Below are 20,772 nucleotides of genomic sequence, written 5' to 3'. Positions count from 1 at the left end.
GGCGGTGCCCGCTCAGAACACCGCGTGGTCCCCGCGCTCGGCCGGGGCCTCCCCGCGCACCACGCGGCCGTAGTAGTCGAAGAGCGTGTCCTGGCCGGTCGAGGGCGTGGCTTGCGCGTCGTAGCGGCCAGCCTCGGCGTCCCACACCAGCATCGATTCGGTGGCGTAGTAGCGGCCGATGCGCGCCAGCTCGGCCTTGTCGGCCAGCGGCGGGACCACCCGGCCGAGCAGCGCGAGCACGGCAATGACGGTGTCGAGCAGCGCCACCGGCACCTGCTTGAAACGCGGGGGCTGACCCAGCAGCGCAAAGAGCCGCTCGCCTTGCGCGCGCGGCGTGACCGCTTCGCCCGGCCCGCCGATCGGCAACACCCGGTTGCGGCGTTCGGGGTCGTCCACGCAGGCCGCGAGGTAGTCGCCCAGGTCGTCGTCGCTGATCGGCTTGCAGGCCGTGAGCGTGCCGTCGCCAAACACCAGAAAGGGCTTGCCGGCGCGCACGCGTTCGATCTGGCCCGACAAGGACTTGAAGAACGCCGTGGCGCGCACGATCGAATAGTTCATGCCGGATGCCATCAGCGCCTTCTCGAACGCCAGCTTGGCCTGCTGGAAGGCCAGCAGGGGTTTCTGCACGCAGATGGCCGACAGCAGAACGACGTGCGTCACGCCCGCCGCCTGGGCGGCTTCCAGCGCCAGCAGGTGCGCGCGGTGGTCGATGGCCCAGGCGTCTTTCGGTGTGCCAGTGCGCGAGGCCAGGCAGGAGAGGAGCACGTCGAAGCGCTCGCCACGGAAACCGTCGTTGGCCAGCGAAGCGGGGTCCCCCACATCGCCCACGCGCACGGTGGCGCCTTGCAACAACCGCTCGGTGTCTGCGGACGACAGCCGCCCGCCCACGCCGGCGCGCGGGCGCACGAAGCACACCACCTCGTGGCCCTGGCGCAGCAGCGCGCGCACCGTGGCCTGGCCGATGGTGCCGGTGGCGCCGATGACGAACACACGGCGCGGCGTCATGCCCGCCCCCTGCGCGCCGGCCGGGCCGTGGCCTGGCTGGCCTGCGTGATCAGCTGGGCGAAGGCCGCCGCCGCTGGTGACAGGGTGCGCCCCGTGCGCTGCGTCAGCCCGATGGTGCGGTGGATCGCAGGGTGCTCCAGCCGAACACCCACCACCGACGCGGGTGGCCGTGGCAAGGTGAGCTGCGGCACGATCGCCACGCCCAGGCCGTTCTCCACGAACCCGATCAGCGTGGAGATGTGGCGGAACTCGCAGACCGGGCGGGGCAGGGGCGCCAGCTCCGCCAGGGCCTGGTCGATCAGCACGCGGTTGCGGCTGGCGTGCGACACGAGCGCGTAGGGGTGGTCGCCGATCTCGGCCCAGCGCACCGAGCGGCGCCGGGCCAGCGGATGCCCCACCGGGCAGGCGAGCACGAACGGCTCCCTGAGCAGCGGCGTGAAGGACACCTCCGGGTCCTGCATGCCGGTGTAGTTGAGTGCAAAGTCGGCCTCGCCGCTCTTGACGCTCTGCAGCACTTCGTCCGCGCCTTCTTCAATGATGCGCACCAGCACATGCGGATGCCGCTCGCGGTAGGTGCGGATCACCGCCGGCAGAAAGTGGTGCACCGCCGAGAACACGCAGCCAATGGTGACGTCGCCCGCCTCCAGGTGCGCCACGTCGTGCAGGTCCACCACCGAGCGGTCGAGGTCGGTGATGACGTTGCGCACCTGCGCCAGAAAGCGCTGCCCCAGCGGCGTGAGCTCCACACTGCGCGTGGTGCGGTCGAACAGCCGCACGTCCAGCAAATGCTCCAGGTGCGAGATGCGCCGCGAGAGCGCTGGCTGTGACAGGTGCAGGGCCCGCGCAGCGGCGGCAAAGCTCTGCAGCTCGCCCACGGTGACGAAGGCGCGCAGGTCGGCGAGGGTGGGTTTCAGGGTGCTCATGGGCGCTGTGTGATTCTTGCAGTGAGTGCATCAAGGCCTCAGAAAGATGCAATTTACAGCCGATGGGCCGACTGTCAACATGCAGCCACAACAAAGGAGACAAGCACCATGAAACGCCGCCACCTCTTGCAGGCTGCGGGGGCCACGCTGGCCGTGCCCCAGCTCGCCCTGGCCCAGTCGTACCCCGCCAAAGCCATGCGCTACATCGTGCCGGTGGCCGCCGGCGGGGGCAGCGACATGATCGCGCGCGTGGTCACCGAGCGCTGGGGCAAGGCCCTGGGGCAGGGCTTCGTGGTGGACAACCAGAGCGGCGGCGGCGGTGTGGTGGCGTGCCAGCTCACGGCGCGTGCGCCGGCCGATGGCTACACGCTGCTGCAGGGCTACGTGGCCACCCACGGCACCACGCCGGCCACCCGCCGGGTGAACTACGACGCGGTGACCGACTTCACCCCCATCGGCATGATCGGCGCCACGCCCAACGTGCTCGCGATCAACGCGAACGTGCCGGCCAGGGACATCAAGGAGTTCATCGACTACGTCAAGCGCCAGCCCGGCAAGCTGAGCTACGGCTCGGCCGGGCAGGGCTCGCTCACGCACCTGACGATGGAGCTGCTCAAGCAGGAAACCGGCATGTTCCTGCTGCACATCCCGTACCGTGGCATCGCGCCCGCCATCAACGACCTGCTGGGCGGGCAGACACAGGCGATCTTCCCCGGCCTGGCCGCGGCCCTGCCGCACCTGCGCTCGGGCCGCATGCGCGCACTCGCCGTCACGGGCCGGCAGCGCAGCCCGCAGCTCAAGGACGTGCCCACCATGGAAGAGGTCGGCTTCAAGGGGTTTGACGCCATGCAGTGGTACGGCGTGGTGGGCCCGGCCGGCATGCCGCCCGACATCGTGCGCCGCCTGAATGAAACGCAGATCGCGGTGCTCAAGGCGCCCGAGCTGGCCGAGAAGCTCTCGGGCGAGGCGGTGGAGCCCTGGCCCATGACGCCCGAGCAGTTCGGCCAGTACATCAAGGCCGACGTGGCGCGCTGGACCGCGCTGGCCAAGGCCCGCAACATCCGCCTGGACGAATAGCCCTTCCAGCCGTCGAATTTCTCCTTCCCCAACTTCAAAGAAACGCATTCCCGTGGCCCGCAACACCCAAGTCCCTGCCGACACCTCCGCCCCGCCCATCACCGCCCTCCTCGCGCGCTTTGTGGCGCAGCACCCCGCGCGCGGCTGGAGCGACACGGTGGAGCACGAAGCGCACCGCACCTTCTACAACTGGCTGGGCTGTGCCATCGGCGCCGCGCAGCACGAAGCGGCCGACGCGGCCGTGGCCGCGGTGCAGATGCTGCAGCCGGCGGCGCAGGCCAGCGTGCTCGGGCGAAGTGAGCGGGTGGACATGGCCAGCGCCGCGCTGGTCAACGGCATCACCTCGCACACCTTCGATTTCGACGACACCCACCTCAAGACCATCATCCACCCGGCCGGCCCGGTGGCCTCTGCGGTGCTGGCGCTGGCCGAGCAGCGCGGCAGCAGCGGGCGCGACGTGATCGATGCGCTGGTGCTGGGCATCGACGTGGCCTGCCGCATCGGCAATGTGATGTACCCCGACCACTACGACCGCGGCTGGCACATCACCGGCTCCACCGGCATGCTGGGCGCGGCCGCCGGCTGCGCGCGCCTGCTCAAGCTGAACGAACAGCAGACCACCATGGCGCTGGGCATTGCGGCCTCGCAACCGGTGGGCCTGCGCGAGCAGTTCGGCACCATGACCAAGCCGTTTCACCCCGGCGGGGCGGCGCGCGCCGGGCTGATGTCGGCGCTGCTGGCCAGCCAGGGTTTCACCGCCAGCCCGCGCGCGCTGGAGGCGCCGCGCGGCTTCGTGCAGGTGGCGTCCGACAAGCGCGCCTGGCACGAGGTGACCGACGAGCTGGCCCAGCGCTTCGAGATCTCCTTCAACTCCTACAAACCCTTTGCCTGCGGCATCGTGATCCACCCCAGCATCGACGCCTGCGTGCAGCTGCGCGACAAAGGCGTGCGGCCCGAGCAGGTGGAGCGCATCGAGCTGCGCGTGCACTCGCTGGTGCTGGAGCTCACCGGCAAGAAGGAACCCAAGGACGGCCTGCAGGGCAAGTTCAGCGTGTACCACGGCTGCGCGGTGGGTCTGATGTTTGGCCGCGCGGCCGAAGAAGAGTTTTCCGACGCGGTGGTGACCCACCCGGACGTCGTGGCCCTGCGCAACCGCGTGCAGGCCACGGTGGACGATTCGATTGACGAGGCGGCCGTGCACGTGGTGGCGGTGCTGCGCGACGGCCAGCGCATCGAGGTGCGCGTGGAGCACGCCATCGGCTCGCTGCAAAACCCCCTGACCGACGCGCAGCTGGAGGCGAAGTTCGCCTCGCTCGTGGCGCCCGTGCTGGGTGAGGCCAAGGCGCGCGCCATCACGGCGGCCTGCTGGACGCTGGCCGCCCAGCCCGATGTGCGCGCGCTCACCGCGCTGTGCCGCCCCTGAAGCGCTAGCGCCTCAGGCGGGCAGGGGGCTCGGGTCGTCGAAGCTGGCCAGCAGGCGCGAGCGGCCCGAGAGCACATGCTGCTCGGCCGCCAGGCGCGCGCGCGGCGCGTCGGCCGCCACGATCGCCTCGAAGATCTCGCGGTGCTCCACATTGGAGCGGCGCATGTTGCCCGGCACGTTGAAGTACTTGCGCCGGAAGATGTGCAGCTGCTTCACGTATTCGTCGTACGACTGCTGCGCGCGCCGGTTGCGCGAGAGCTCCAGGATCAGCGTGTGGAAGTCGAGGTTGAGCTCGTAGTAGCGCGTGCCCTCGTCGGCTTCGCAGGCCTCGTCCATCGCCTTGAGCAGCCGCTCGAAGGTCTGGCGGTGTTCGTCGGTCAGGTGCTCGCAGGCGCGGCCCGCGGCATAGCCGAACACCAGCGCGCGCAGCTCGTACACCTCCAGCATGTCGCGCACCGAGAGCTGGCGCACGAACATGCCGCGGTTGGGCACGGCCGTCACCAGCCCCTGCCCGGCGAGCTCTTTCATGGCCTCGCGAATGGGGCCCCGGCTGGTGCCCATGCGCAGTGCAATGGCCGCTTCGTTCAGGCGTTCGCCCGGCTGGACTTCGCCCGAGTAAATGAGGCGCTTGACCTCGTTGACCATGGCTTCGGTCAGGTTGGCGGCGCGGGAAGGGGTCGGGGTGTGGGGCATGGGGGAATGCTAGCGGGTGCCGGCGAGGTGCCGACGCCGCGCGTGTTAGTGTTAACGATAACTTCAAAGTGTTGACACTTTAAATCCAAGTGACAACAATGGCGCGGTCATAGGGAACCTCCACACATGCCTCACCAGCCCGCTTCCTCCGCCTTGCAGCGCTTTCGCGTGATCGACCTCACCCAGGTGCGCGCCGGCCCCACCGCCTGCCGCCAGCTCGCCGACTGGGGCGCCGACGTCATCCAGGTCCAGATGCCCGAGAGCATGCGCGGCGACGACACGCTCGGTGGCCAGGAAGGCTCCGACTACCAGTACACCCACCGCAACAAGCGCTCCATCACGCTCAACCTCAAGACCGACGAAGGCATTGCCACGCTCAAGCGCCTGATCGACGGGGCCGACGTGGTGGTGGAAAACTTCCGGCCCGACGTGAAGTTCCGTCTGGGCATCGACTACGCGTCGCTCTCGGCCACCAATCCCGGCCTGGTCTACGCCAGCATCTCCGGCTTCGGCCAGACCGGCCCGCTGGCCGCGCGCCCCGGCTTCGACCAGATCGCCCAGGGCATGGGCGGCCTGATGTCGGTGACCGGGCAGCAGGGCGACGGCCCCATGCGCGTGGGCATTCCCATTGCCGACCTGTGCGCCGGCATCTTTGCCGCGCAGGGCATCCTGGTGGCGCTGCTGGAGCGCGAAGCCTCGGGCAAGGGCCAGTTCCTGCACACCTCGCTGCTGGAATCCATGATCTACATGCTCGACTTCCAGACCTCGCGCTACCTCATCGATGGCGAGGTGGCCACGCAGGCGGGCAACTTCCACCCCACGAGCATTCCCACCGGCGTCTACAAGGCGCGCGACGGCTACATGAACATCGCGGTGTTCGGCTCCAAGATCTGGGAGCGCTTCTGCCACATCCTGGGCGCGCCCGAGTGGATCACCGACGAGCGCTACCACGACAAGCCCTCGCGCTCGGTGAACCGGGAAACGCTCAACGCCGAGATCAACCGCCGGCTGGCCACGCACGACCGCGCGCACTGGGTGCAGCAGTTCAACGACGGCGGCGTGGCCTGCGGCCTGATCAGCAACATGAAGGAAGCGCTCGAGGAACCGCAGGTACAGCACCTGGGCATGGTGAAAGAAGTGGTCTCGAAATGGCAGGGCCCGCAGCGCCTGGTGGGCCAGCCCATGCAGCTCGAGCGCACGCCCAGCACCATTGCCCGCGCCGCGCCGCGCCGGGGTGAACACACCGAAGAAATCCTGAGCGAACTCGGCCTGGGCGCCGACGACCTCGTCCGCATGAAAGCCGCCGGAGTCTATTGAGATGAGCGAACCCACTTACACCAGCACCACCGAGCGCGTGCAGACCTGGCTCGATGGCCGCACGCTGCACATCCGCTTCAACAACCCGGCGCGGCACAACGCGCTGTCGGTCGACATGTGGGAAGCCGTGCCGCCGCTGCTCGCGCTGGCGCAGGGCGACGACCGCGTGCGCCTGGTCGTGTTTTCCGGCGCGGGCGAGAAGGCCTTTGTCTCGGGCGCCGACATCACGCAGTTCGAAGACATGCGCGCCGCGAAAGAGGCCGTGGCCTATTACGAGAAGATGGCCGAGACCACGCTCATGGGCATTGCCGATTTTCCCAAGCCCACGCTGGCCTGCATTCGCGGCTACTGCATCGGCGGGGGTGTGAACGTGGCCATCAGCTGCGACATCCGCATCGCCTCGACCGACTCGGTGTTCTCCATTCCCGCTGCGCGACTGGGGCTGGGCTACCGCTACTCGGCCATGAAGAACCTGGTGGACCTGGTCGGCCCGGGTGCGGCGAAAGACCTCTTCTTTACCGCTCGCCGCATCGACGCCACCGAGGCGAAGTCGCTCGGCCTCGTCTCGCGCGTGTGCGAGCCCGACGCGCTGCCCGCGCTGCTGGCCGAATACGCCAGCGCCATGGCCGACAACGCGCCCCTGACCGTGATGGCCGGCAAGGCCATCACCCGCGAAATCCTCAAGCCCTCGCCCGAGCTCGACCACACGCTGTGCGCCTCGCTCATCCGCGGCTGCTTCGAGAGCGCCGACTACACCGAAGGCCGCACCGCCTTCATGCAGAAACGCAAGCCGGTGTTCACCGGCCGCTGAACCTCACCAAGGAACCGAAGCCATGCAGTCCTACTGGATGCAGATGACCGACACCGACACGGTGCTGGAGTTGCGCGACAGCCCGGTGCCCACGCCCGACGCCCGCCAGCTGCTCGTGCGCATGCACGCCACCGCGCTCAACCGGGGCGAATTCCTGCTGGGGCATGGCCTGCATGGCCAGCCCGGCAGCTGGAAAGCCATTGGCGGTGAAGGCGCCGGCGAGGTGGTGGCCGTGGGCGCAGACGTCACCGGCTTTGCCATCGGCGACCGCGTCATGGGCCGCTGCCCCGGCGCGTTCTCCGAATACGCCGTGATGGAAGCCGCCGAAGCCATGCACATGCCGGCCAACCTCTCGTGGGAGCAAGCGGCCAGCGTGCCGCTGACCTTCCTCGTGGCGTTCGACATGCTGGTGCTGCAGGGCCACCTGAAGGCCGGCGAGTGGCTGCTCATCAACGGCGCGTCGTCGGGCGTGGGCGTGGCCTCGCTGCAGCTGGCCAAGGCGCTGGGCGCGAACGTGATCGGCACCTCGGGCTCGGCCGGGAAGCTCGAAGCGCTCAAGCCGCTGGGGCTGGACGTGGCGCTGCACACCCGCGCCGCCGACTTCGCGCCCGCCGTGAAGCAGGCCACCGGCGAGCGCGGCGCCAACCTCATCGTCAACACCGTGGGCGGCACCGTGTTCGCGGAAAACATTCGCGCGCTCGCCTTTGAAGGCCGGCTGGCCACCGTGGGCTACGTGGACGGCGTGGTGCACGCCGAGATCGACCTGGAAGCGCTGCACGCCAAACGCCTCACCTTGTTCGGCGTGTCCAACAAGCTGCGCACCAAGGCCCAGCGCGCCGCCGCCGTGCCGCGTTTCGTGGCCGAGGTGGTGCCGCTGCTGGCCGCAGGGCGCATCGAGCCGCGCATCGACCAGGTGATGGACTTCGCACAGCTCAAGGAAGCCAAGGCGCGCATGGAAGCCGGCGCGCACATCGGAAAGATCGTCCTGCGCATGCCGGCAGGACACCCCTGAACTTCAACCCGCCAGAGGAGACAACCATGAACACGAAACCCCTGATGCTCGCGCTCGCCCTGGGCACGCTCGCCTCCACCAGCTGGGCGCAGACCGCGCCGTACCCCAACAAGCCGATCCGCCTCGTGGTGGGCTTCGCGCCCGGCGGCGCCGCCGACTACGTGGCGCGCTCCATGAGCGAAGCCTTCAGCAAGGCGCTGGGTGGCCAGACCGTGATCGTTGAAAACAAGCCGGGCAACGGCTCCAGCATCGCGGCCGACATCGTGGCCAAGGCCGCGCCCGACGGCTACACCATGCTGATCGGCAGCCCCAGTGCGATCTCGGTGAACCCGGCGCTCAACCCCAAGCTCACCTACAAGCCCAGCGACCTGATGCCCATCACCAAGATGACCACGTCACCGCTGGTGCTGGCGGTCACCCCGGCCAGCCCGATCAAGTCGGTGCCCGACCTGATCGCCGCTGCGAAGAAAGACCCCGGCAAGCTCAACTACTCCACCTCGGGCAACGGCTCGGCACCGCACCTGGGCGCCGCGCTGTTCGGCCTGCTCACGGGCACCGAAATGACGCACGTGCCCTACCGGGGCGGATCGTTCGCCATCACCTCAGTGATGGCCGGCGAAACCCAGCTCACCTTCGGCACCTCGCCGTCGGTGCTGCCGCAGGCCACAGCGGGCAAGCTGCGCACGCTGGCCGTGAGCACGCGCGAGCGCTCGCCGCTGGTGCCCGATGTGCCCGGCATGCGCGAAGCCGGCCTGCCCGACTACAACCTGGAGTTCTGGTACGGCATGTTCCTGCCCGCCGGCACGCCGCCCGCGGTGAGCAAGGCGGTGTACGACGCCGTGCGCACGGCCATGGAGCAGCCTTCGGTGAAAGCCGCGCTGGCGCGCGAAGGCACCGAGGTGTCGCTCTCCAGCTCGCCGGCCGACTTCAGCAAGTTCCTGGTGGAGGACAACAAGTTCTGGGTGAACCTGGTCAAGTCCGCCAACGTGAAGGTGGACTGACATGAACCCCATGGCCCTCTCCCGTCGAACCCTGTGTGCCGCCAGCGTGCTGGCGCTGGGCGGTTGCGCGGCCACCGCGCCGTCCGGCCAGGCGCCGTCGGCGGCGGCGGTGGCGCAGCTCTCGCCCACCGGCAAGCTGCGCGCGGCCATCAACTTCGGCAACCCGATCCTGGCCACGCGCAACGCGGCGGGCGAGCCCCAAGGCGTGTCGGTCGACCTCGCGCGCGAAGCGGCGCGCCGCCTGGGCCTGCCCATCGAGCTGGTGCTGTTCAACTCGGCCGGCAACGTGGTGGAAGGCATCAAGGCCGGCCAGGTGGACCTGGCCTTCGTGGCCATCGACCCGGTGCGCGCCGCCGACATGGAATACACCGCGCCCTATGTGGTGATTGAAGGCTCTTACCTGGTGCGCAACGAATCGCCCTTGCGGCGCAACGAAGACGTGGACCGCGCCGGCACGCGCGTGGTGGTGGGGCGCGGCAGCGCCTACGACCTGTTCCTCACGCGCGAGATCAAGGCCGCCACGCTGGTGCGCGCGCCCACCTCACCGGCCGTGACCGACATGTTCCTGGCCGAGAAGCTGGACGTGGCCGCCGGCGTGAAGCAGCAGCTGGAGATGGACGCGCAGCGCGTGGGCGGCGTGCGCCTGCTGCCCGGGCGTTTCATGGTGATCGAACAGTCGATGGGCGTGCCCAAGGGCCGCACCGCCGCGCAGGCCTGGCTGAGCAGCTACATCGAAGAAATGAAGGCCACGGGCTTCGTGGCCGCCGCCCTGAAGCGGCACAACATCCAGGGTGCGGCGGTGGCACCGGCCCGCTGAGTCGGGCACCGCGCACCCGCCGCGTCACATCGTCTGGAACGCGTAGCCGTTGCCCTCGGGCTTGATGCGGCCAAACGCGGGGAACGGGAAGTGATAGCCGCCCACGATGCCCTGGTCCGCCGCTGCGCGGGCGAGTGCTGCGCGGCGTGAAGCGCGGGCCGCTTCGGCGTCCATGTCGAACTGCACCTGCCAGTCCGGGTTGCGCGTGAACAGCGCGGGGTAGTGCGCCGCATCGGCGAGGTACGTGAACTGCGACTGCGTGCCGCGCAGCGTGAACAGCGTGTGGCCTGGCGAGTGACCGAAGGCGGCGATGCTGTCCACGGCGCCGAGCAGGCGGTCACCGGGGGTGAAGCGCTGCAGCTTGTCGGCCGGGTAGTTGTCGAGCACGCGGCGTGCGTTCACGAAGCCGGGGCGCGCGCCGGGCGGTGCGGCTTCGAGCCGCTTGGGGTCCATCCAGAAGTCGTATTCGGGCGTGGGCACCAGCACCGTGGCGTTGGGAAACACCAGGCTGCCGTCCTTGCGGCGCAGGCCGCTCACGTGGTCGCCGTGCAGGTGGCTGAGCAGCACCACGTCGATGTCGGCCGCGCCGAAGCCGGCGCCGCGCAGGTTCTCCAGCAGGCGGCCGGTGTTGGCCGGGCCGTTGTCGGCAAAGCCGGCGTCGATCAGCCAGCGCTTGCCGCCCACCACCATCAGGAAGCTGTTGTAGGGCACGTCGATGTATTCGGTGGGCAGCTGCTGCGAGGCCAGCACGGCCTTCACCTGCTCCAGCGGCGCGTTGCGCACGAACTCTTCACCCAGCGGGCGGCGCACCACGCCGTCGTTGAGCGCAAACACCTCGGCCGAGCCCAGCGAGAACTGGCGCCAGCCCTGGGCCGGCAGGGCGGCGGTGCCGAGGTTGGCCGGGGCCTGGGACCAGGCGGAGCCCAGGGCCAGGGCGGTGGAGCCAGCGGTGCCCCAGAGAAGGAAATCGCGTCGGGATACGGTCATGGTGTTGCCTCGTTGGTGAAAGGGTGGAGGGACTGTAGAGGCGTCAATCGGCCTTGACGTTCCCGCGTTTGATGACCTGGCCCCACCGTGGGATTTCGCTCGCGATGAGCTGCGCAAACGCCTGCGGTGTGGTGGGTGTGGGCTCGGCGCCTTCAATGGCCAGCGCGCGCGCCACCTCGGGCGAAGCCAGGGCTTTGTTGATCTCGCTGTTGTAGAGCGCCACCAGCGGCGCCGGCAGGCCGGCGGGCGCCACGATGCCGTACCACTGGTCGGCATCGAAGCCGGGGTAGCCGCTCTCGGCCACGGTCGGCACGTCGGGCAGGGCGGGCATGCGCTTGGGGCTGGAGACCGCCAGCGGGCGCAGCTTGCCGCCGCGGATGTGCGCGATCAGCGCGGGCGAGCCGGTGAAGATGGCCTCCACCTGACCGCCCAGCACGTCGCTCACCGCCGGGGCAGCACCGCGGTAGGGAATGTGAGGCATGAAGATGCCGGTCTGCTGCTTGAGGTATTCAAAGGTGATGTGCGCCGCGCTGCCGTTGCCGCCCGAGGCGTAGTTCAGCCGGCCGGGCTCGGCCTTGGCCTTGGCGATGAAACCCTTGAAGTCGGTGGCGGGGAACTTCTCGTTGACCACCAGCACGTTGGGCACGCGGGCCACCAGCGCCAGTGGCGCGAAGCTCTTCACCGGGTCGTAGGGCAGCTTGGGGTAGATCGAGGGGTTGATCGCCAGCGTGCCGATGTGGCCCATCATGAGCGTGGCGCCGTCGGGCGCCATGCGCGCCACCTCGCCGGCGCCCACCGAGCCGGCCGCGCCGCCCTTGTTCTCGATCACCACCGTGATGCCCATCTGCGTGGCCAGCCGCGCCCCGATGGCGCGCGCCAGGATGTCGGTGGAGCCGCCGGGCGGGAAGGGCACCACGAGCTTGACCGTCTTGGGCGCCTGCGCCCAGGTGGGCAGCGAAGCCAGGCTGGCGGCGGTGGCGAGCACCAGTTGCCGACGGGAGATGAGGGAGGTAGGAAGAGCCATAAAAGTCTGGTTATAGGAGGAGGTTCAAACAACAGCATGAAGTGTGGCTTGCAGCGAGCCCGGCGGGTCATGCAATATGCGCGTTCTGGATTGCAATCTGCTTATGACGGGACAACGCACCATGGCCACCGAACCCCCCGAAAAGCCGCAGGACATGCGCCTGCGCATGCTGCGCATCGTCGAGGCCACGCACCAGCAGGGCACGGCGGTGGCGGCGGCGCAGGCGCTGCATGTGTCCACCTCGGCGGTGTCGCGCACCCTGCGGCTGGCCGAGCAGTCGCTGCGGGTGCCGCTGTTCGAGCGCGGCGCCCGCGGCATGGTGTGCACGGCGCCGGGGCTGGCGGTGGTGCGGGCCTGCGAAGCCATCCGGGTGGAGCTCACCGCCAGCGTGCCGGAGGGCGCGCCGCAGCCACGGCAGGTGGAGAGCCTGTTGCGCGTGCTCACGGTGCCCATGTTGCGCTGCTTCGTCACCTGCGCGGAGCTGGCCAACGAGACCCTGGCCGCGCGTTCGCTGGGTCTGTCGCAACCGGCGGTGAGCCAGCAGCTGCGTTCGTTGCACCAGGCCTATGGCCGGGCGCTGGTGCAGCGCACGCAGCGCGGCATTCGCCTCACCCGCGACGGGCAGCGCGTGCTCGGTGCGCTCAAGCGCGTGCTCAATGTGCTGCGCGTGCTGGCCGAGCAGATGTCGGCCTACCGGGGCGAGACCTCCGGGCGTCTGCACCTGGGCGTGCTGCCCATGGCCAGCACCTCGCTGGCGCCGCAGGCGCTGGCCGCGCTGTTGCAGCGCATGCCGCGCATGGTGGTGACGGTGAGCGATGGGACGTACGAAGCCATGGCGCGCCAGCTCAAGACCGGCGACCTGGACCTGGTGATCGGCCCGCTGCGCGGCGAGCTCGTGTCGCCCGAACTCGAAGAGCACGAGCTGTTTCGGGAGTCGCTGATCGCGGTGGTGCGCCGGGGGCACGCGCTGGCCGCGGTGCAGCGCACCCGCTCGCTGCGCCAGCTGCGCACGCAGGGCTGGATCGCACCGCTGCCCGACACGCCGGCCCATGCCGCGTTCGAGCGCGCGTTCCGCGCGGCCGATGCGCCGCTGCCCGACGCCTCCTTTCACGCCAACAGCCCGGCGCTGGTGCGCGCGCTGCTCATGAAGAGCGACCACATCGCGCTGATGTCGCCCCTGCAGGTGGCCGAAGACCTGCACAGCGGTGCGCTGGTGCGCGTGCCGGTGGCGCTGCGCCAGGTGGAGCGGCGCATCGGCATCACGGTGCGCCGCGGCTTTCAGTGGCCGCCGTCGTGCGTGTGCCTGCTGGAGGCGCTGCGCGGGCTGGCGCCGCTGGCGACCTGAAGGGCGCGGCCTCGGAGCGGGCGCTGGCGGCGGCTCGCGGCCACCTGCTGCATCACGCTCAGCAGCGTGGCGAGCATCCAGGCGGCCAGCCGCTCGGGCCAGCGCGCGGTGGTGGGGGCCAGCCGGGCGGGTGTGAGGCGGCGCTGCGTGAAGCGGTCAAACCCCAGCTGCTGCAGGGCGGTGTGGTCAGCCGCGCTGAGCGGCGCGTGGGCCAGCACCACCTCCAGGCTGCGCACGCCGCGCGCACGCCATGCGGTGGCCAGTGGCACCAGCTGTTCGCGCGGCGGTTGCCAGTAGACCGATTCGCGTGCGCGCCGGGGTGTGCCGCAGACGATGACGGCATGGTCTGCCGTGGGCAAGGCGTCCTGCCAGGCGTCGCCGTGCACCACGGCGTCGGCCATGCGGGGTGGCATTTGCAGGAAGCGCTGCGTGGTGAGCACGGTGACCCGCGCCACCTCGGCTTGGCCCAGCCAGTCTTGCAGCACCGCGCTGCCGGTGGTGCCGCCCGCACCGGCCAGCGCCACGTGCAGGCCTGTGTGGCGGGGGGTCATCGGGGAAAGGGCGCGGCCAGGGCGAACCACACGCCCAGCGCCACCGAGATGATGAAGGCGCCGTCCAGCAGCCCGGCAAGCAGGAACACCTTGGGCTGCAGGGCCTGCATCATCTCGGGCTGTCGCGCCGAGGCTTCCAGGTACTTGCTGGCCATGACGCCGATGCCGATGCACGAGCCCAGGGCGCCCAGGCCGATCATGTGGCCCACGGCAAGCGGGAGTTGGCTGAGGTCTGACATGTGAAGCTCCTGGGGTGGTGATGGCTTCACTGTGACCGATGGCGTACGCAAGCGCCATGACCCGGGAGGTCATGGCGCTGCGCTCGCCGCGTCAGTCGATGCGGCCCAGGGCCTTGAGCAGCTTCTGCGGCGTGATGGGCTGCGAATGCACGTGGGCATTGAACGGCGCAATCGCGTCGTTGATCGCGTTCATCACCGCGGCCGGCGCGCCGGCGGTGCCCGCTTCGCCCGCGCCCTTGGCACCCAGCTTCGAGCTGGCGGTGGGCGTCTGCACATGGGCCACTTCGATGTCGGGCATCTCGGCCGACATGGGCACGAGGTAGTCGGCCATGCTGGCGTTGACCATGAGCCCGCTGTCGTCGTAGAGGCACTCTTCGAACAGCGCGCCGCCAATGCCCTGCACGATGGCGCCGCGCATCTGCTCGTCCACCAGCATGGGGTTGAGCACGCGGCCGCAGTCTTCCACCGCCCAGTGCTTGAGCAGCTTCACGAAGCCGGTGTCTGGGTCCACTTCCACATACGAGGCCTGCACGCCGTTGGTGAAGATGAAGGGGTAGTCGCGCTGCGCGTAGTGGCGCGTCACCATCAGCTCGGGCGTGAAGTCGGCCGGCAGGGTGTCGGAGCGGAAGTACGCGATGCGGCCCAGCTCGGCCAGCGGCAGCAGTTCCTCGCCGGTGCCGGCGTCCACGATGCGCCCGCGCCGCACGGCCAGGCCGGTGCCTTCGCGCTTGAGGATCACGGCCGCCACCTTCACGATGTTTTCGCGCAGCGCCTGGCCGGCCAGCAGCACGGCTTCACCGCCCACGCCCGCACCGCGCGAGGCCCAGGTGCCACCGCCGTAGGGCGTCACGTCGGTGTCGCCGGTGACGATGCGCACCTTGGCAATGTCCACGCCCACCGCGTCGGCGGCGATCTGCGCGTAGATGCCTTCGGTGCCCTGGCCCTGTTCGCCCACGCCGATGAGCACGGTCACGTGGCCTTCGGGGTCCAGGCGGGCGGTGGCGCCGTCTTGCGAGGCGATGCGCGCGCCGCCCACGCCGTAGAACGCGGCGCTGGGGTTGGTGAGCTCGATCAGCGTGGCAATGCCGATGCCGCGGTAGATGCCCTGCTGGCGCAGCGCGGCCTGCTCGGCGCGCAGCGCGTCGTAGTTCATGAGCTCGCGCAGCTTCTTCAGGCAGGCCTCGTGCGAGAGCACTTCGAGCTTGATGCCCGAAGCGCCGCTGGTGGGGTAGGCGTCGTCGGGGATCACGTTGCGCCGGCGGATCTCCAGCGGGTCCATGCCGATTTTCTGGGCCGCCAGATCCACCAGGCCTTCGGTCACGGCGCAGGCAATCGGGTGGCCCACGCCGCGGTACTGGCAGGTGGGCGTCTTGTTCTGGAACACCACATCGAGCTTGGCGCGGTAGTGCTTGTGTTTGTAAGGGCCGCCCACGAGGTTGACCACCTGGTTGCCTTCGATGGCGCTGGTGCGCGGGAACATCGAATACGGGCCGATGCCGGTGAGGTCGTTGATCTCGAAGCCCACGATTTCGCCGCTGCGGTTGGCCGCAATGCGCGCCTTCACTCGGTGGTGGCGGGCGTGGATGTCGCTGGTGAAGCTCTCAAGGCGGTCGGCCACGAACTTCACCGGGCGCCCGAGCAGGATCGAGAGCGCCACCGTGGCGAAGTCGTCCGGGTAGGCGTGCACCTTGATGCCGAAGGAGCCGCCCACGTCCTTGCAGATCACGCGGATGCTGGAGGCGGGCAGGTCGAACTGGCGGCCGTACAGGTCCTGCATCATGTGCGGCGCCTGTTGCGAGTGGTAGACCGTGAGGCGCTGGTCGGCCGGGCTCCAGTGGGCGATCTGGCAGCGGGGTTCCAGCGTCACGCCGGTGTGGCGACCAAACTCGAAGGTGGTTTCGGCCACCACGTCGGCGGTGGCGAATGCGGCGTCGACCTCGCCCACGTTCAGGCTGCGCGTGAAGCACAGGTTGTCGCCCAGTTCGGGGTGGATCAGCGGCGTGGTGTCGGCCAGCGCGGTCTCCATGTCGTTGGCCGCGGGGAGTTCTTCCCAGTCCACCTGCACATAGGCCAGCGCGTCTTCGGCCTGGGCGCGCGTTTCGGCCACCACCGCCACCACCGGCTCGCCCTGCCAGCAGGCGCGGTCCACCGCCAGGGCGTGTTGCGGTGCCGACTTCATGCCCGCCAGGTGGCCCAGCGTGGCCACCCACGGCTTGCACACCTTGGCCAGGTCGTGGCCGTCGGCCACCAGCAGCACGCCGGGCATGCCGCGCGCGAAGTCGCCATGCACCTTGAGGATGCGCGCGTGCGACACCGGGCTGCGCCAGAAGGCCACATGCGCCATGCGCGGCAGCTCGATGTCGTCGACGTACTGGCCCAGGCCCTGCGTGAGCCGCTCGATGCCGCCGCGCGGCACCGACACGCCCACATACCGCGGGTCTTCGGTGACCGGGGCCAGCACCACCGGCTGGTCGGCGCCGGGTTCGAGGTTGACGGTGTCGCGCTTCATGCCGTGGCCTCCTTGCGTTGTTTCAGGACGCTGCAGATCGCATCAACGATGGCCTGGTAGCCGGTGCAGCGGCAGTAGTTGCCGGAAATCCAGTCGCGCACTTCGGCGCGGGTGGCGTCGGGTTTTTGCTCCACGAGTTCCTTGGCCGCCATGAGCATGCCCGAGGTGCAGAAGCCGCACTGCAGCGCGTTGTGCTGCACAAAGGCTTTCTGCAGGTCGGCGATGGTGCCGCTGCGGCTCAGGCCTTCGATGGTCTGCACCTGGCCGCCATCGGCCTGCACGGCCAGCGTGAGGCAGCCGCGCACGATGTGGCCGTTGAGCTCCACGGTGCAGGCGCCGCACACGCCGTGTTCGCAGCCCAGGTGGCTGCCCTTGAGCGCGAGGTCTTCGCGGAGAAAGTCCACCAGGTGCGTGCGCGGAGACACGCTGCACTGGTGCGTCGCGCCATTGACGGTGACGCGGATGGGATGCAGGTCTGCCATGGATGGGTCCTCGGGTGGGCTCAGGACTGCGCCGACTGCAACAGGCGCTGCAGCAGCACGCCGGCCAGGTGGCGTTTGGTCTCGGGGGTGTTGGTGAGGTCGGGGAAGGGCTCGATCTCGGACTTCAGGCTGGCCACCGCCGAGGCGATGGCGGCGGCGTCCAGCGCGCGGCCGTCGAGCAGTGCCTCGGTCTGGCGCGCGCGCAGCGGCGTGGCGCCAATGCCCAGCAGCACGATGCGCACGCCCTTGAGCACACCCGCCTGGCGCTGTGCGCACACGGCCATACCCGCAATGGCGTAGTCGCCGTGGCGGCGCGCCAGCTCGGAGAAGCCGGTCCACTGGTTCGGCGTGGCCAGCGGTACTTCGGCGGCCACCAGCACTTCGTCGGGTTGCAGCGCGGTGCTGTAGAGACCGGTGAAGAAATCGTCGGCGGCGATGCGGCGTTCACCCCTGGGGCCGCGCGCGATCACCGTGCCGCCCAGCGCGAGCAGGCAGGTGGGCCATTCGGCGGCGGGGTCGGCGTAGGCCAGCGAACCGCCCCAGGTGCCGCTGTTGCGGATGGCGCGGTGCGCAATGTGCGGCACCGCTTCGGTGAGCAGGGGCGCGTGTTGGGCCACCAGCGCGCTGGCCTCGATCTCGCTGTGCGTCACCAGCGCACCGATGCGCAGCGCAGAGCCTTGCACCGAGATGCCGCGCAAGTCGGCCAGCCCGGTGATGTCGATCACCAGTGCGGGCTCGGACAGGCGCATGTTCAGCGTGGCCATGAGCGTCTGGCCGCCGGCCAGCAGGCGCGCGTCGTCGCCGTGCTGCTGCAGCAGGCTGAGCACCTGGTCCAGGGAGGTGGGTTTGATGTAGTCGAAGGCGGCGGCTTTCACGGTGTGCTCCTCAATGACCCAGCAGGGAAGCGATCCACACGCCAAAGCCCGTGGACAGCGCGCCCATGGCAAACCACAGCAGGCGCACGCGCTCGCTGGTGGCCGGCGCGGCGCTGGCGGGCGGCGTGTGGGTGCGCACGGGTGCGGCGATGGCTGGGGTGGCCGTTGGGGTGGCGGCAGGTGCGTCCACCGACGCTGCTGGATCACCGGCCGGCGCGCTCTCGGCGGGCACCAGCTGCGCGTTGAACGCGGTGAAGAACTGGTCGGCCATCTGCTTGGCGGCGGCGTCGATCATGCGGCCACCCACCTGCCCCAGCTTGCCGCCAATGGCGGCTTGCGCGGTGTAGCGCAGGCGCGTGCCTTCGCCTTCGTCGGTGAGCTGCACGCTGGACTGGCCCTTGGCCATGCCCGCCGCGCCGCCCGAGCCTTCGAACTGCAACACGCAGCCTTCGCCGGGGCGCACGTCGTCCATCCGGATGCGGCCCACGAAGCGCGCGCGCACCGGGCCCACCTTCACCATCACGCGCGCCGTCTTCTCGGTGGGGCTCGTCTCTTCGACGCCCTCGCAGCCGGGGATGCAGCGTGCCAGCACGCCGGCATCGTTGAGTGCGGTCCAGACCTTGTCGCGCGGCGCGCCGATCAGGATGTCGCCAGTCAATTCCATGTTTTGAATCCTCGGGTTTTCACGGGTGTTTTTGTTTACCACTCGGTTAACAATGGTACAAATCATTGACCCGATGGTAAATAGCGTGCGCATCCAGACAAACCCTGATCGGTCTGACAACGAGGACAAGCCGGTGCTGGCACGCCGCCGCATGGGCGTGGCCGAGCGCGAGCGGCAGATCCTGGACGGCGCCATTGCCTTCTTTGCCGAGCGTGGCCTGGACGGCCAGCTGCGCGACCTCGCCAAGAGCATCGGCGTGACGCACGCGCTGCTGTACCACTACTTCCCGACCAAGCAGGCGCTGGTGGACCGCGTGTACCTGGAGCTGTTTGAAGGCCGCTGGCGCGCCGAGTGGGACGACCTGCTCGACGACCCCGAAACCAGCGTCGAAGACAAGTTCACCGCCTTCTACCTGGACTACGTCAACAACGCGCTCTCGCGCGATTTCGTGCGCATTCTGGTGTTCTCCGGCCTCACGGACCACACCATCACCGACCGCTTCTTCGCCATGCTGCGCACGCGCCTGTTCCCGCGCCTGATCCGCGAGACGCGGCGCTTTCGCGGCGCGACCAGCCGTGCCAAGCCCAGCCCGCGCGAGCTGGAGCTGCTCATGGGGCTGCACGGCGGTTTCTTCTACATCACCATGCGCCGCTGGATCTACGGCCAGGTGGTGCACAGCGAAGCCATGCCCGGCAACTACGACGAGACCTGCGCGCGCGACCGTGTGCGCTCGTACCTCGCGGCCAGCCGCGAGCTGTTTGCCACCCCAGAGCCCGCGCCACCGCCCGCACCGGTGGCCACCGCCGCGCGCCGCGCGCGACGATGACCCCCACCTTTTCATGAAGCCAGCGCGGGGGCGCTGGCACACCCCAAGCCCGGCTGTCTGTTCAGCCATTCCACCCACGCAGGAGACAACATGAAACTCACGAAATTCACGCTCGCCAGCCTGATCGCCCTGGGGGCCACGGCCTTCGGCGGTGCGGCCCTCGCGCAACAGCGCGTCACGGTCAACATCGGCTCAAGCCACCCCACCACCAACATCTGGGCCTTCGCCATGAAGGAGGTGTTCCAGCCCGAGGTGGACCGCATCCTCAAGGAAGGCGGCGGCAAATTTGAAGTGCGCTGGCGCGAGAACTACGGCGGCACGCTCTACAAGTTCACCGACACGCGCGCCGCCGTGCGCGACGGCATCGTGGACGTGGGCATGGTCGGCACGGTGTGGGAAAACTCCGCCATGCCGCTGCAGAACGTCACCTACTTCACCCCGTTCGCCACCACCAACCACGAGCAGCTGATCGAGATCTTCGACAAGCTCAACGCCACCGTGCCCGCGCTCAAGGACAGCTGGTCCGCCCAGAACATGGTGCCCCTGTCGTCGCTCATCACCGACAGCTACGACATCTACGCCAACTTCCCGGTCACCAACCTGGACAGCCTGAAGAACAAGCGCATCAACGCACCCGGCACCTCAGCCAACTGGCTGCGCGACACCGGCGCCACCCCCGTGGACGGCGCACTCACCACCTACTACACCAACATCCAGACCGGCGTGACCCAGGGCGCGCTTTCGTTTGCCAGCGGCATCGGCCCGGCGCGCGTGTACGAGGTGGCCAAGTACCTCACGCGCATCGACATCGGCGCGATGTACTTCGGCAGCGTGGCGGTCAACAAGCGCTTCTTCGAGAAGCTGCCCAAGGAAGTGCAGGACGCGATGCTCCAGGCCGGCAAGGCGACTTCCAAGGCGCACGGCCAGCACGTCACCAAGACGGCCAACGCCGCGCTGGACACGATGAAGGCCGCCGGCCTGCAGATCGCCGACTTGCCCGCTGCCGAGAAGACCAAGCTGGTCAACAGCCTGCCCAACATCGTGGCGCCCTGGCTGCAGACCACCGGCGACGGTGGCAAGCAGGTGCTCAAGGCCTACTTTGACGAGCTGCGTGCGCGCGGCGTGAAGCCGCTGCGCGACTGGGAAGCCCAGAACCGCTGATGAACCCAGGCCCGCCGCCCGGCCCAGGTG

The 20,772-nt window shown here is 69.3% G+C and carries 21 protein-coding genes; 10 read left to right on the top strand and 11 right to left on the bottom strand.

The features are described 5' to 3' along the window. Positions 1–12: 12 nt before the first annotated feature. Together KXJ60_RS02590 and KXJ60_RS02585 are read right to left on the bottom strand one after the other, a co-directional pair. Complete coding sequence (locus KXJ60_RS02590) at positions 13–1,005, bottom strand: NAD(P)H-binding protein (protein ID WP_291123848.1); 993 nt, start codon at positions 1,003–1,005, stop codon at positions 13–15. Beyond that, positions 1,002–1,928, bottom strand: coding sequence for a LysR family transcriptional regulator (locus KXJ60_RS02585; RefSeq protein WP_291123847.1), 927 nt, complete (start codon positions 1,926–1,928; stop codon positions 1,002–1,004). The genes KXJ60_RS02590 and KXJ60_RS02585 overlap by 4 nt, the downstream gene beginning before the upstream one ends. A gap of 108 nt (positions 1,929–2,036) precedes the next feature. On the opposite strand from KXJ60_RS02585, the gene KXJ60_RS02580 reads away from it, so the two are divergent. Beyond that, entirely contained in the window at positions 2,037–3,005 is a 969-nt protein-coding gene (locus tag KXJ60_RS02580; protein WP_291123846.1) for a tripartite tricarboxylate transporter substrate binding protein, read from the top strand. A gap of 52 nt (positions 3,006–3,057) precedes the next feature. Beyond that, positions 3,058–4,428: an MmgE/PrpD family protein gene (locus KXJ60_RS02575; protein ID WP_291123845.1), complete on the top strand. Its 1,371-nt coding sequence runs from the start codon at positions 3,058–3,060 to the stop codon at positions 4,426–4,428. 12 nt (positions 4,429–4,440) lie between these two features. Here the strand turns inward: KXJ60_RS02575 and KXJ60_RS02570 are convergent, their stop codons facing one another. After that, positions 4,441–5,121, bottom strand: a complete 681-nt coding sequence (locus KXJ60_RS02570; protein WP_291123844.1) for an FCD domain-containing protein — start codon at positions 5,119–5,121, stop codon at positions 4,441–4,443. A 126-nt stretch (positions 5,122–5,247) separates the two neighbouring features. Here KXJ60_RS02570 and KXJ60_RS02565 point away from each other — a divergent pair, with 126 nt between their 5' ends. Genes KXJ60_RS02565 through KXJ60_RS02545 form a run of 5 tightly spaced genes read left to right on the top strand, consistent with a single transcriptional unit; the run spans position 5,248 to position 10,079 of the window. Continuing rightward, positions 5,248–6,438 (top strand): CoA transferase, encoded by a 1,191-nt coding sequence (locus tag KXJ60_RS02565; protein ID WP_291123843.1) that lies wholly within the window; start codon positions 5,248–5,250, stop codon positions 6,436–6,438. 1 nt (position 6,439) lies between these two features. Continuing rightward, complete coding sequence (locus KXJ60_RS02560) at positions 6,440–7,249, top strand: enoyl-CoA hydratase (protein WP_291123842.1); 810 nt, start codon at positions 6,440–6,442, stop codon at positions 7,247–7,249. 22 nt (positions 7,250–7,271) lie between these two features. After that, entirely contained in the window at positions 7,272–8,261 is a 990-nt protein-coding gene (locus tag KXJ60_RS02555) for a zinc-binding dehydrogenase (protein WP_291123841.1), read from the top strand. A 26-nt stretch (positions 8,262–8,287) separates the two neighbouring features. Beyond that, the gene (locus KXJ60_RS02550; protein WP_291123840.1) at positions 8,288–9,262 is read left to right on the top strand and encodes a tripartite tricarboxylate transporter substrate binding protein; all 975 of its coding nucleotides are present in this window, start codon (positions 8,288–8,290) and stop codon (positions 9,260–9,262) included. A 10-nt stretch (positions 9,263–9,272) separates the two neighbouring features. Then, entirely contained in the window at positions 9,273–10,079 is an 807-nt protein-coding gene (locus KXJ60_RS02545; protein WP_291123895.1) for an ABC transporter substrate-binding protein, read from the top strand. Positions 10,080–10,103: 24 nt separating this feature from the next. Here KXJ60_RS02545 and KXJ60_RS02540 read toward each other — a convergent pair whose 3' ends face one another. Both KXJ60_RS02540 and KXJ60_RS02535 read right to left on the bottom strand, forming a co-directional pair. Beyond that, positions 10,104–11,066 carry an MBL fold metallo-hydrolase gene (locus KXJ60_RS02540; RefSeq protein WP_291123839.1) on the bottom strand — a complete coding sequence of 321 codons (963 nt, stop codon included), beginning with the start codon at positions 11,064–11,066 and terminating at the stop codon, positions 10,104–10,106. Between the two features lie 43 nt (positions 11,067–11,109). After that, on the bottom strand, positions 11,110–12,090 hold the full coding sequence (locus tag KXJ60_RS02535) for a tripartite tricarboxylate transporter substrate binding protein (RefSeq protein ID WP_291123838.1): 981 nt from the start codon (positions 12,088–12,090) through the stop codon (positions 11,110–11,112). Between the two features lie 121 nt (positions 12,091–12,211). Here KXJ60_RS02535 and KXJ60_RS02530 point away from each other — a divergent pair, with 121 nt between their 5' ends. Continuing rightward, entirely contained in the window at positions 12,212–13,435 is a 1,224-nt protein-coding gene (locus tag KXJ60_RS02530; protein ID WP_291123837.1) for a LysR substrate-binding domain-containing protein, read from the top strand. Here KXJ60_RS02530 and KXJ60_RS02525 read toward each other — a convergent pair. The 6 genes from KXJ60_RS02525 to KXJ60_RS02500 form a co-directional block, all read right to left on the bottom strand. Then, positions 13,369–13,986, bottom strand: a complete 618-nt coding sequence (locus KXJ60_RS02525) for a hypothetical protein (protein ID WP_291123836.1) — start codon at positions 13,984–13,986, stop codon at positions 13,369–13,371. The two genes, KXJ60_RS02530 and KXJ60_RS02525, sit on opposite strands and share 67 nt — an antisense overlap. Further along, positions 13,983–14,225: a F0F1 ATP synthase subunit C gene (gene atpE / locus KXJ60_RS02520; RefSeq protein ID WP_291123835.1), complete on the bottom strand. Its 243-nt coding sequence runs from the start codon at positions 14,223–14,225 to the stop codon at positions 13,983–13,985. Before atpE ends, KXJ60_RS02525 begins: the two co-directional genes overlap by 4 nt. A gap of 91 nt (positions 14,226–14,316) precedes the next feature. Further along, on the bottom strand, positions 14,317–16,734 hold the full coding sequence (locus KXJ60_RS02515; protein WP_291123834.1) for a xanthine dehydrogenase family protein molybdopterin-binding subunit: 2,418 nt from the start codon (positions 16,732–16,734) through the stop codon (positions 14,317–14,319). Beyond that, positions 16,731–17,216 (bottom strand): (2Fe-2S)-binding protein, encoded by a 486-nt coding sequence (locus tag KXJ60_RS02510; RefSeq protein ID WP_291123833.1) that lies wholly within the window; start codon positions 17,214–17,216, stop codon positions 16,731–16,733. The genes KXJ60_RS02515 and KXJ60_RS02510 overlap by 4 nt, the downstream gene beginning before the upstream one ends. 20 nt (positions 17,217–17,236) lie before the next feature. Beyond that, on the bottom strand, positions 17,237–18,091 hold the full coding sequence (locus KXJ60_RS02505; protein WP_291123832.1) for a xanthine dehydrogenase family protein subunit M: 855 nt from the start codon (positions 18,089–18,091) through the stop codon (positions 17,237–17,239). A gap of 10 nt (positions 18,092–18,101) precedes the next feature. Then, complete coding sequence (locus KXJ60_RS02500) at positions 18,102–18,755, bottom strand: carbon monoxide dehydrogenase subunit G (RefSeq protein ID WP_291123831.1); 654 nt, start codon at positions 18,753–18,755, stop codon at positions 18,102–18,104. Between the two features lie 85 nt (positions 18,756–18,840). Here KXJ60_RS02500 and KXJ60_RS02495 point away from each other — a divergent pair, with 85 nt between their 5' ends. Continuing rightward, positions 18,841–19,581 carry a TetR/AcrR family transcriptional regulator gene (locus KXJ60_RS02495; RefSeq protein ID WP_291123830.1) on the top strand — a complete coding sequence of 247 codons (741 nt, stop codon included), beginning with the start codon at positions 18,841–18,843 and terminating at the stop codon, positions 19,579–19,581. A gap of 90 nt (positions 19,582–19,671) precedes the next feature. Beyond that, entirely contained in the window at positions 19,672–20,742 is a 1,071-nt protein-coding gene (locus KXJ60_RS02490) for a C4-dicarboxylate TRAP transporter substrate-binding protein (protein WP_291123829.1), read from the top strand. The last annotated feature ends 30 nt before the right edge of the window (positions 20,743–20,772 follow it).

The sequence above is a fragment of the Hydrogenophaga sp. genome, assembly GCF_019264445.1.
Classification (GTDB): Bacteria; Pseudomonadota; Gammaproteobacteria; order Burkholderiales; family Burkholderiaceae_C; genus Hydrogenophaga.
The sequence above is the reverse complement of the archived record's forward strand: the minus strand, read 5'-3'. Positions and strand labels throughout refer to the sequence as shown.

Coding starts and splice junctions, on each gene's coding strand:
- KXJ60_RS02535 (WP_291123838.1), bottom strand. CDS start 12,090: ATGGCTCTTCCTACCTCCCTCATCTCCCGTCGGCAACTGGTGCTCGCC.
- KXJ60_RS02560 (WP_291123842.1), top strand. CDS start 6,440: ATGAGCGAACCCACTTACACCAGCACCACCGAGCGCGTGCAGACCTGG.
- KXJ60_RS02550 (WP_291123840.1), top strand. CDS start 8,288: ATGAACACGAAACCCCTGATGCTCGCGCTCGCCCTGGGCACGCTCGCC.
- KXJ60_RS02570 (WP_291123844.1), bottom strand. CDS start 5,121: ATGCCCCACACCCCGACCCCTTCCCGCGCCGCCAACCTGACCGAAGCC.
- KXJ60_RS02565 (WP_291123843.1), top strand. CDS start 5,248: ATGCCTCACCAGCCCGCTTCCTCCGCCTTGCAGCGCTTTCGCGTGATC.
- KXJ60_RS02555 (WP_291123841.1), top strand. CDS start 7,272: ATGCAGTCCTACTGGATGCAGATGACCGACACCGACACGGTGCTGGAG.
- KXJ60_RS02590 (WP_291123848.1), bottom strand. CDS start 1,005: ATGACGCCGCGCCGTGTGTTCGTCATCGGCGCCACCGGCACCATCGGC.
- KXJ60_RS02580 (WP_291123846.1), top strand. CDS start 2,037: ATGAAACGCCGCCACCTCTTGCAGGCTGCGGGGGCCACGCTGGCCGTG.
- KXJ60_RS02540 (WP_291123839.1), bottom strand. CDS start 11,066: ATGACCGTATCCCGACGCGATTTCCTTCTCTGGGGCACCGCTGGCTCC.
- KXJ60_RS02525 (WP_291123836.1), bottom strand. CDS start 13,986: ATGACCCCCCGCCACACAGGCCTGCACGTGGCGCTGGCCGGTGCGGGC.
- KXJ60_RS02515 (WP_291123834.1), bottom strand. CDS start 16,734: ATGAAGCGCGACACCGTCAACCTCGAACCCGGCGCCGACCAGCCGGTG.
- KXJ60_RS02500 (WP_291123831.1), bottom strand. CDS start 18,755: ATGGAATTGACTGGCGACATCCTGATCGGCGCGCCGCGCGACAAGGTC.
- KXJ60_RS02545 (WP_291123895.1), top strand. CDS start 9,273: ATGGCCCTCTCCCGTCGAACCCTGTGTGCCGCCAGCGTGCTGGCGCTG.
- KXJ60_RS02530 (WP_291123837.1), top strand. CDS start 12,212: ATGGCCACCGAACCCCCCGAAAAGCCGCAGGACATGCGCCTGCGCATG.
- atpE (WP_291123835.1), bottom strand. CDS start 14,225: ATGTCAGACCTCAGCCAACTCCCGCTTGCCGTGGGCCACATGATCGGC.
- KXJ60_RS02510 (WP_291123833.1), bottom strand. CDS start 17,216: ATGGCAGACCTGCATCCCATCCGCGTCACCGTCAATGGCGCGACGCAC.
- KXJ60_RS02490 (WP_291123829.1), top strand. CDS start 19,672: ATGAAACTCACGAAATTCACGCTCGCCAGCCTGATCGCCCTGGGGGCC.
- KXJ60_RS02585 (WP_291123847.1), bottom strand. CDS start 1,928: ATGAGCACCCTGAAACCCACCCTCGCCGACCTGCGCGCCTTCGTCACC.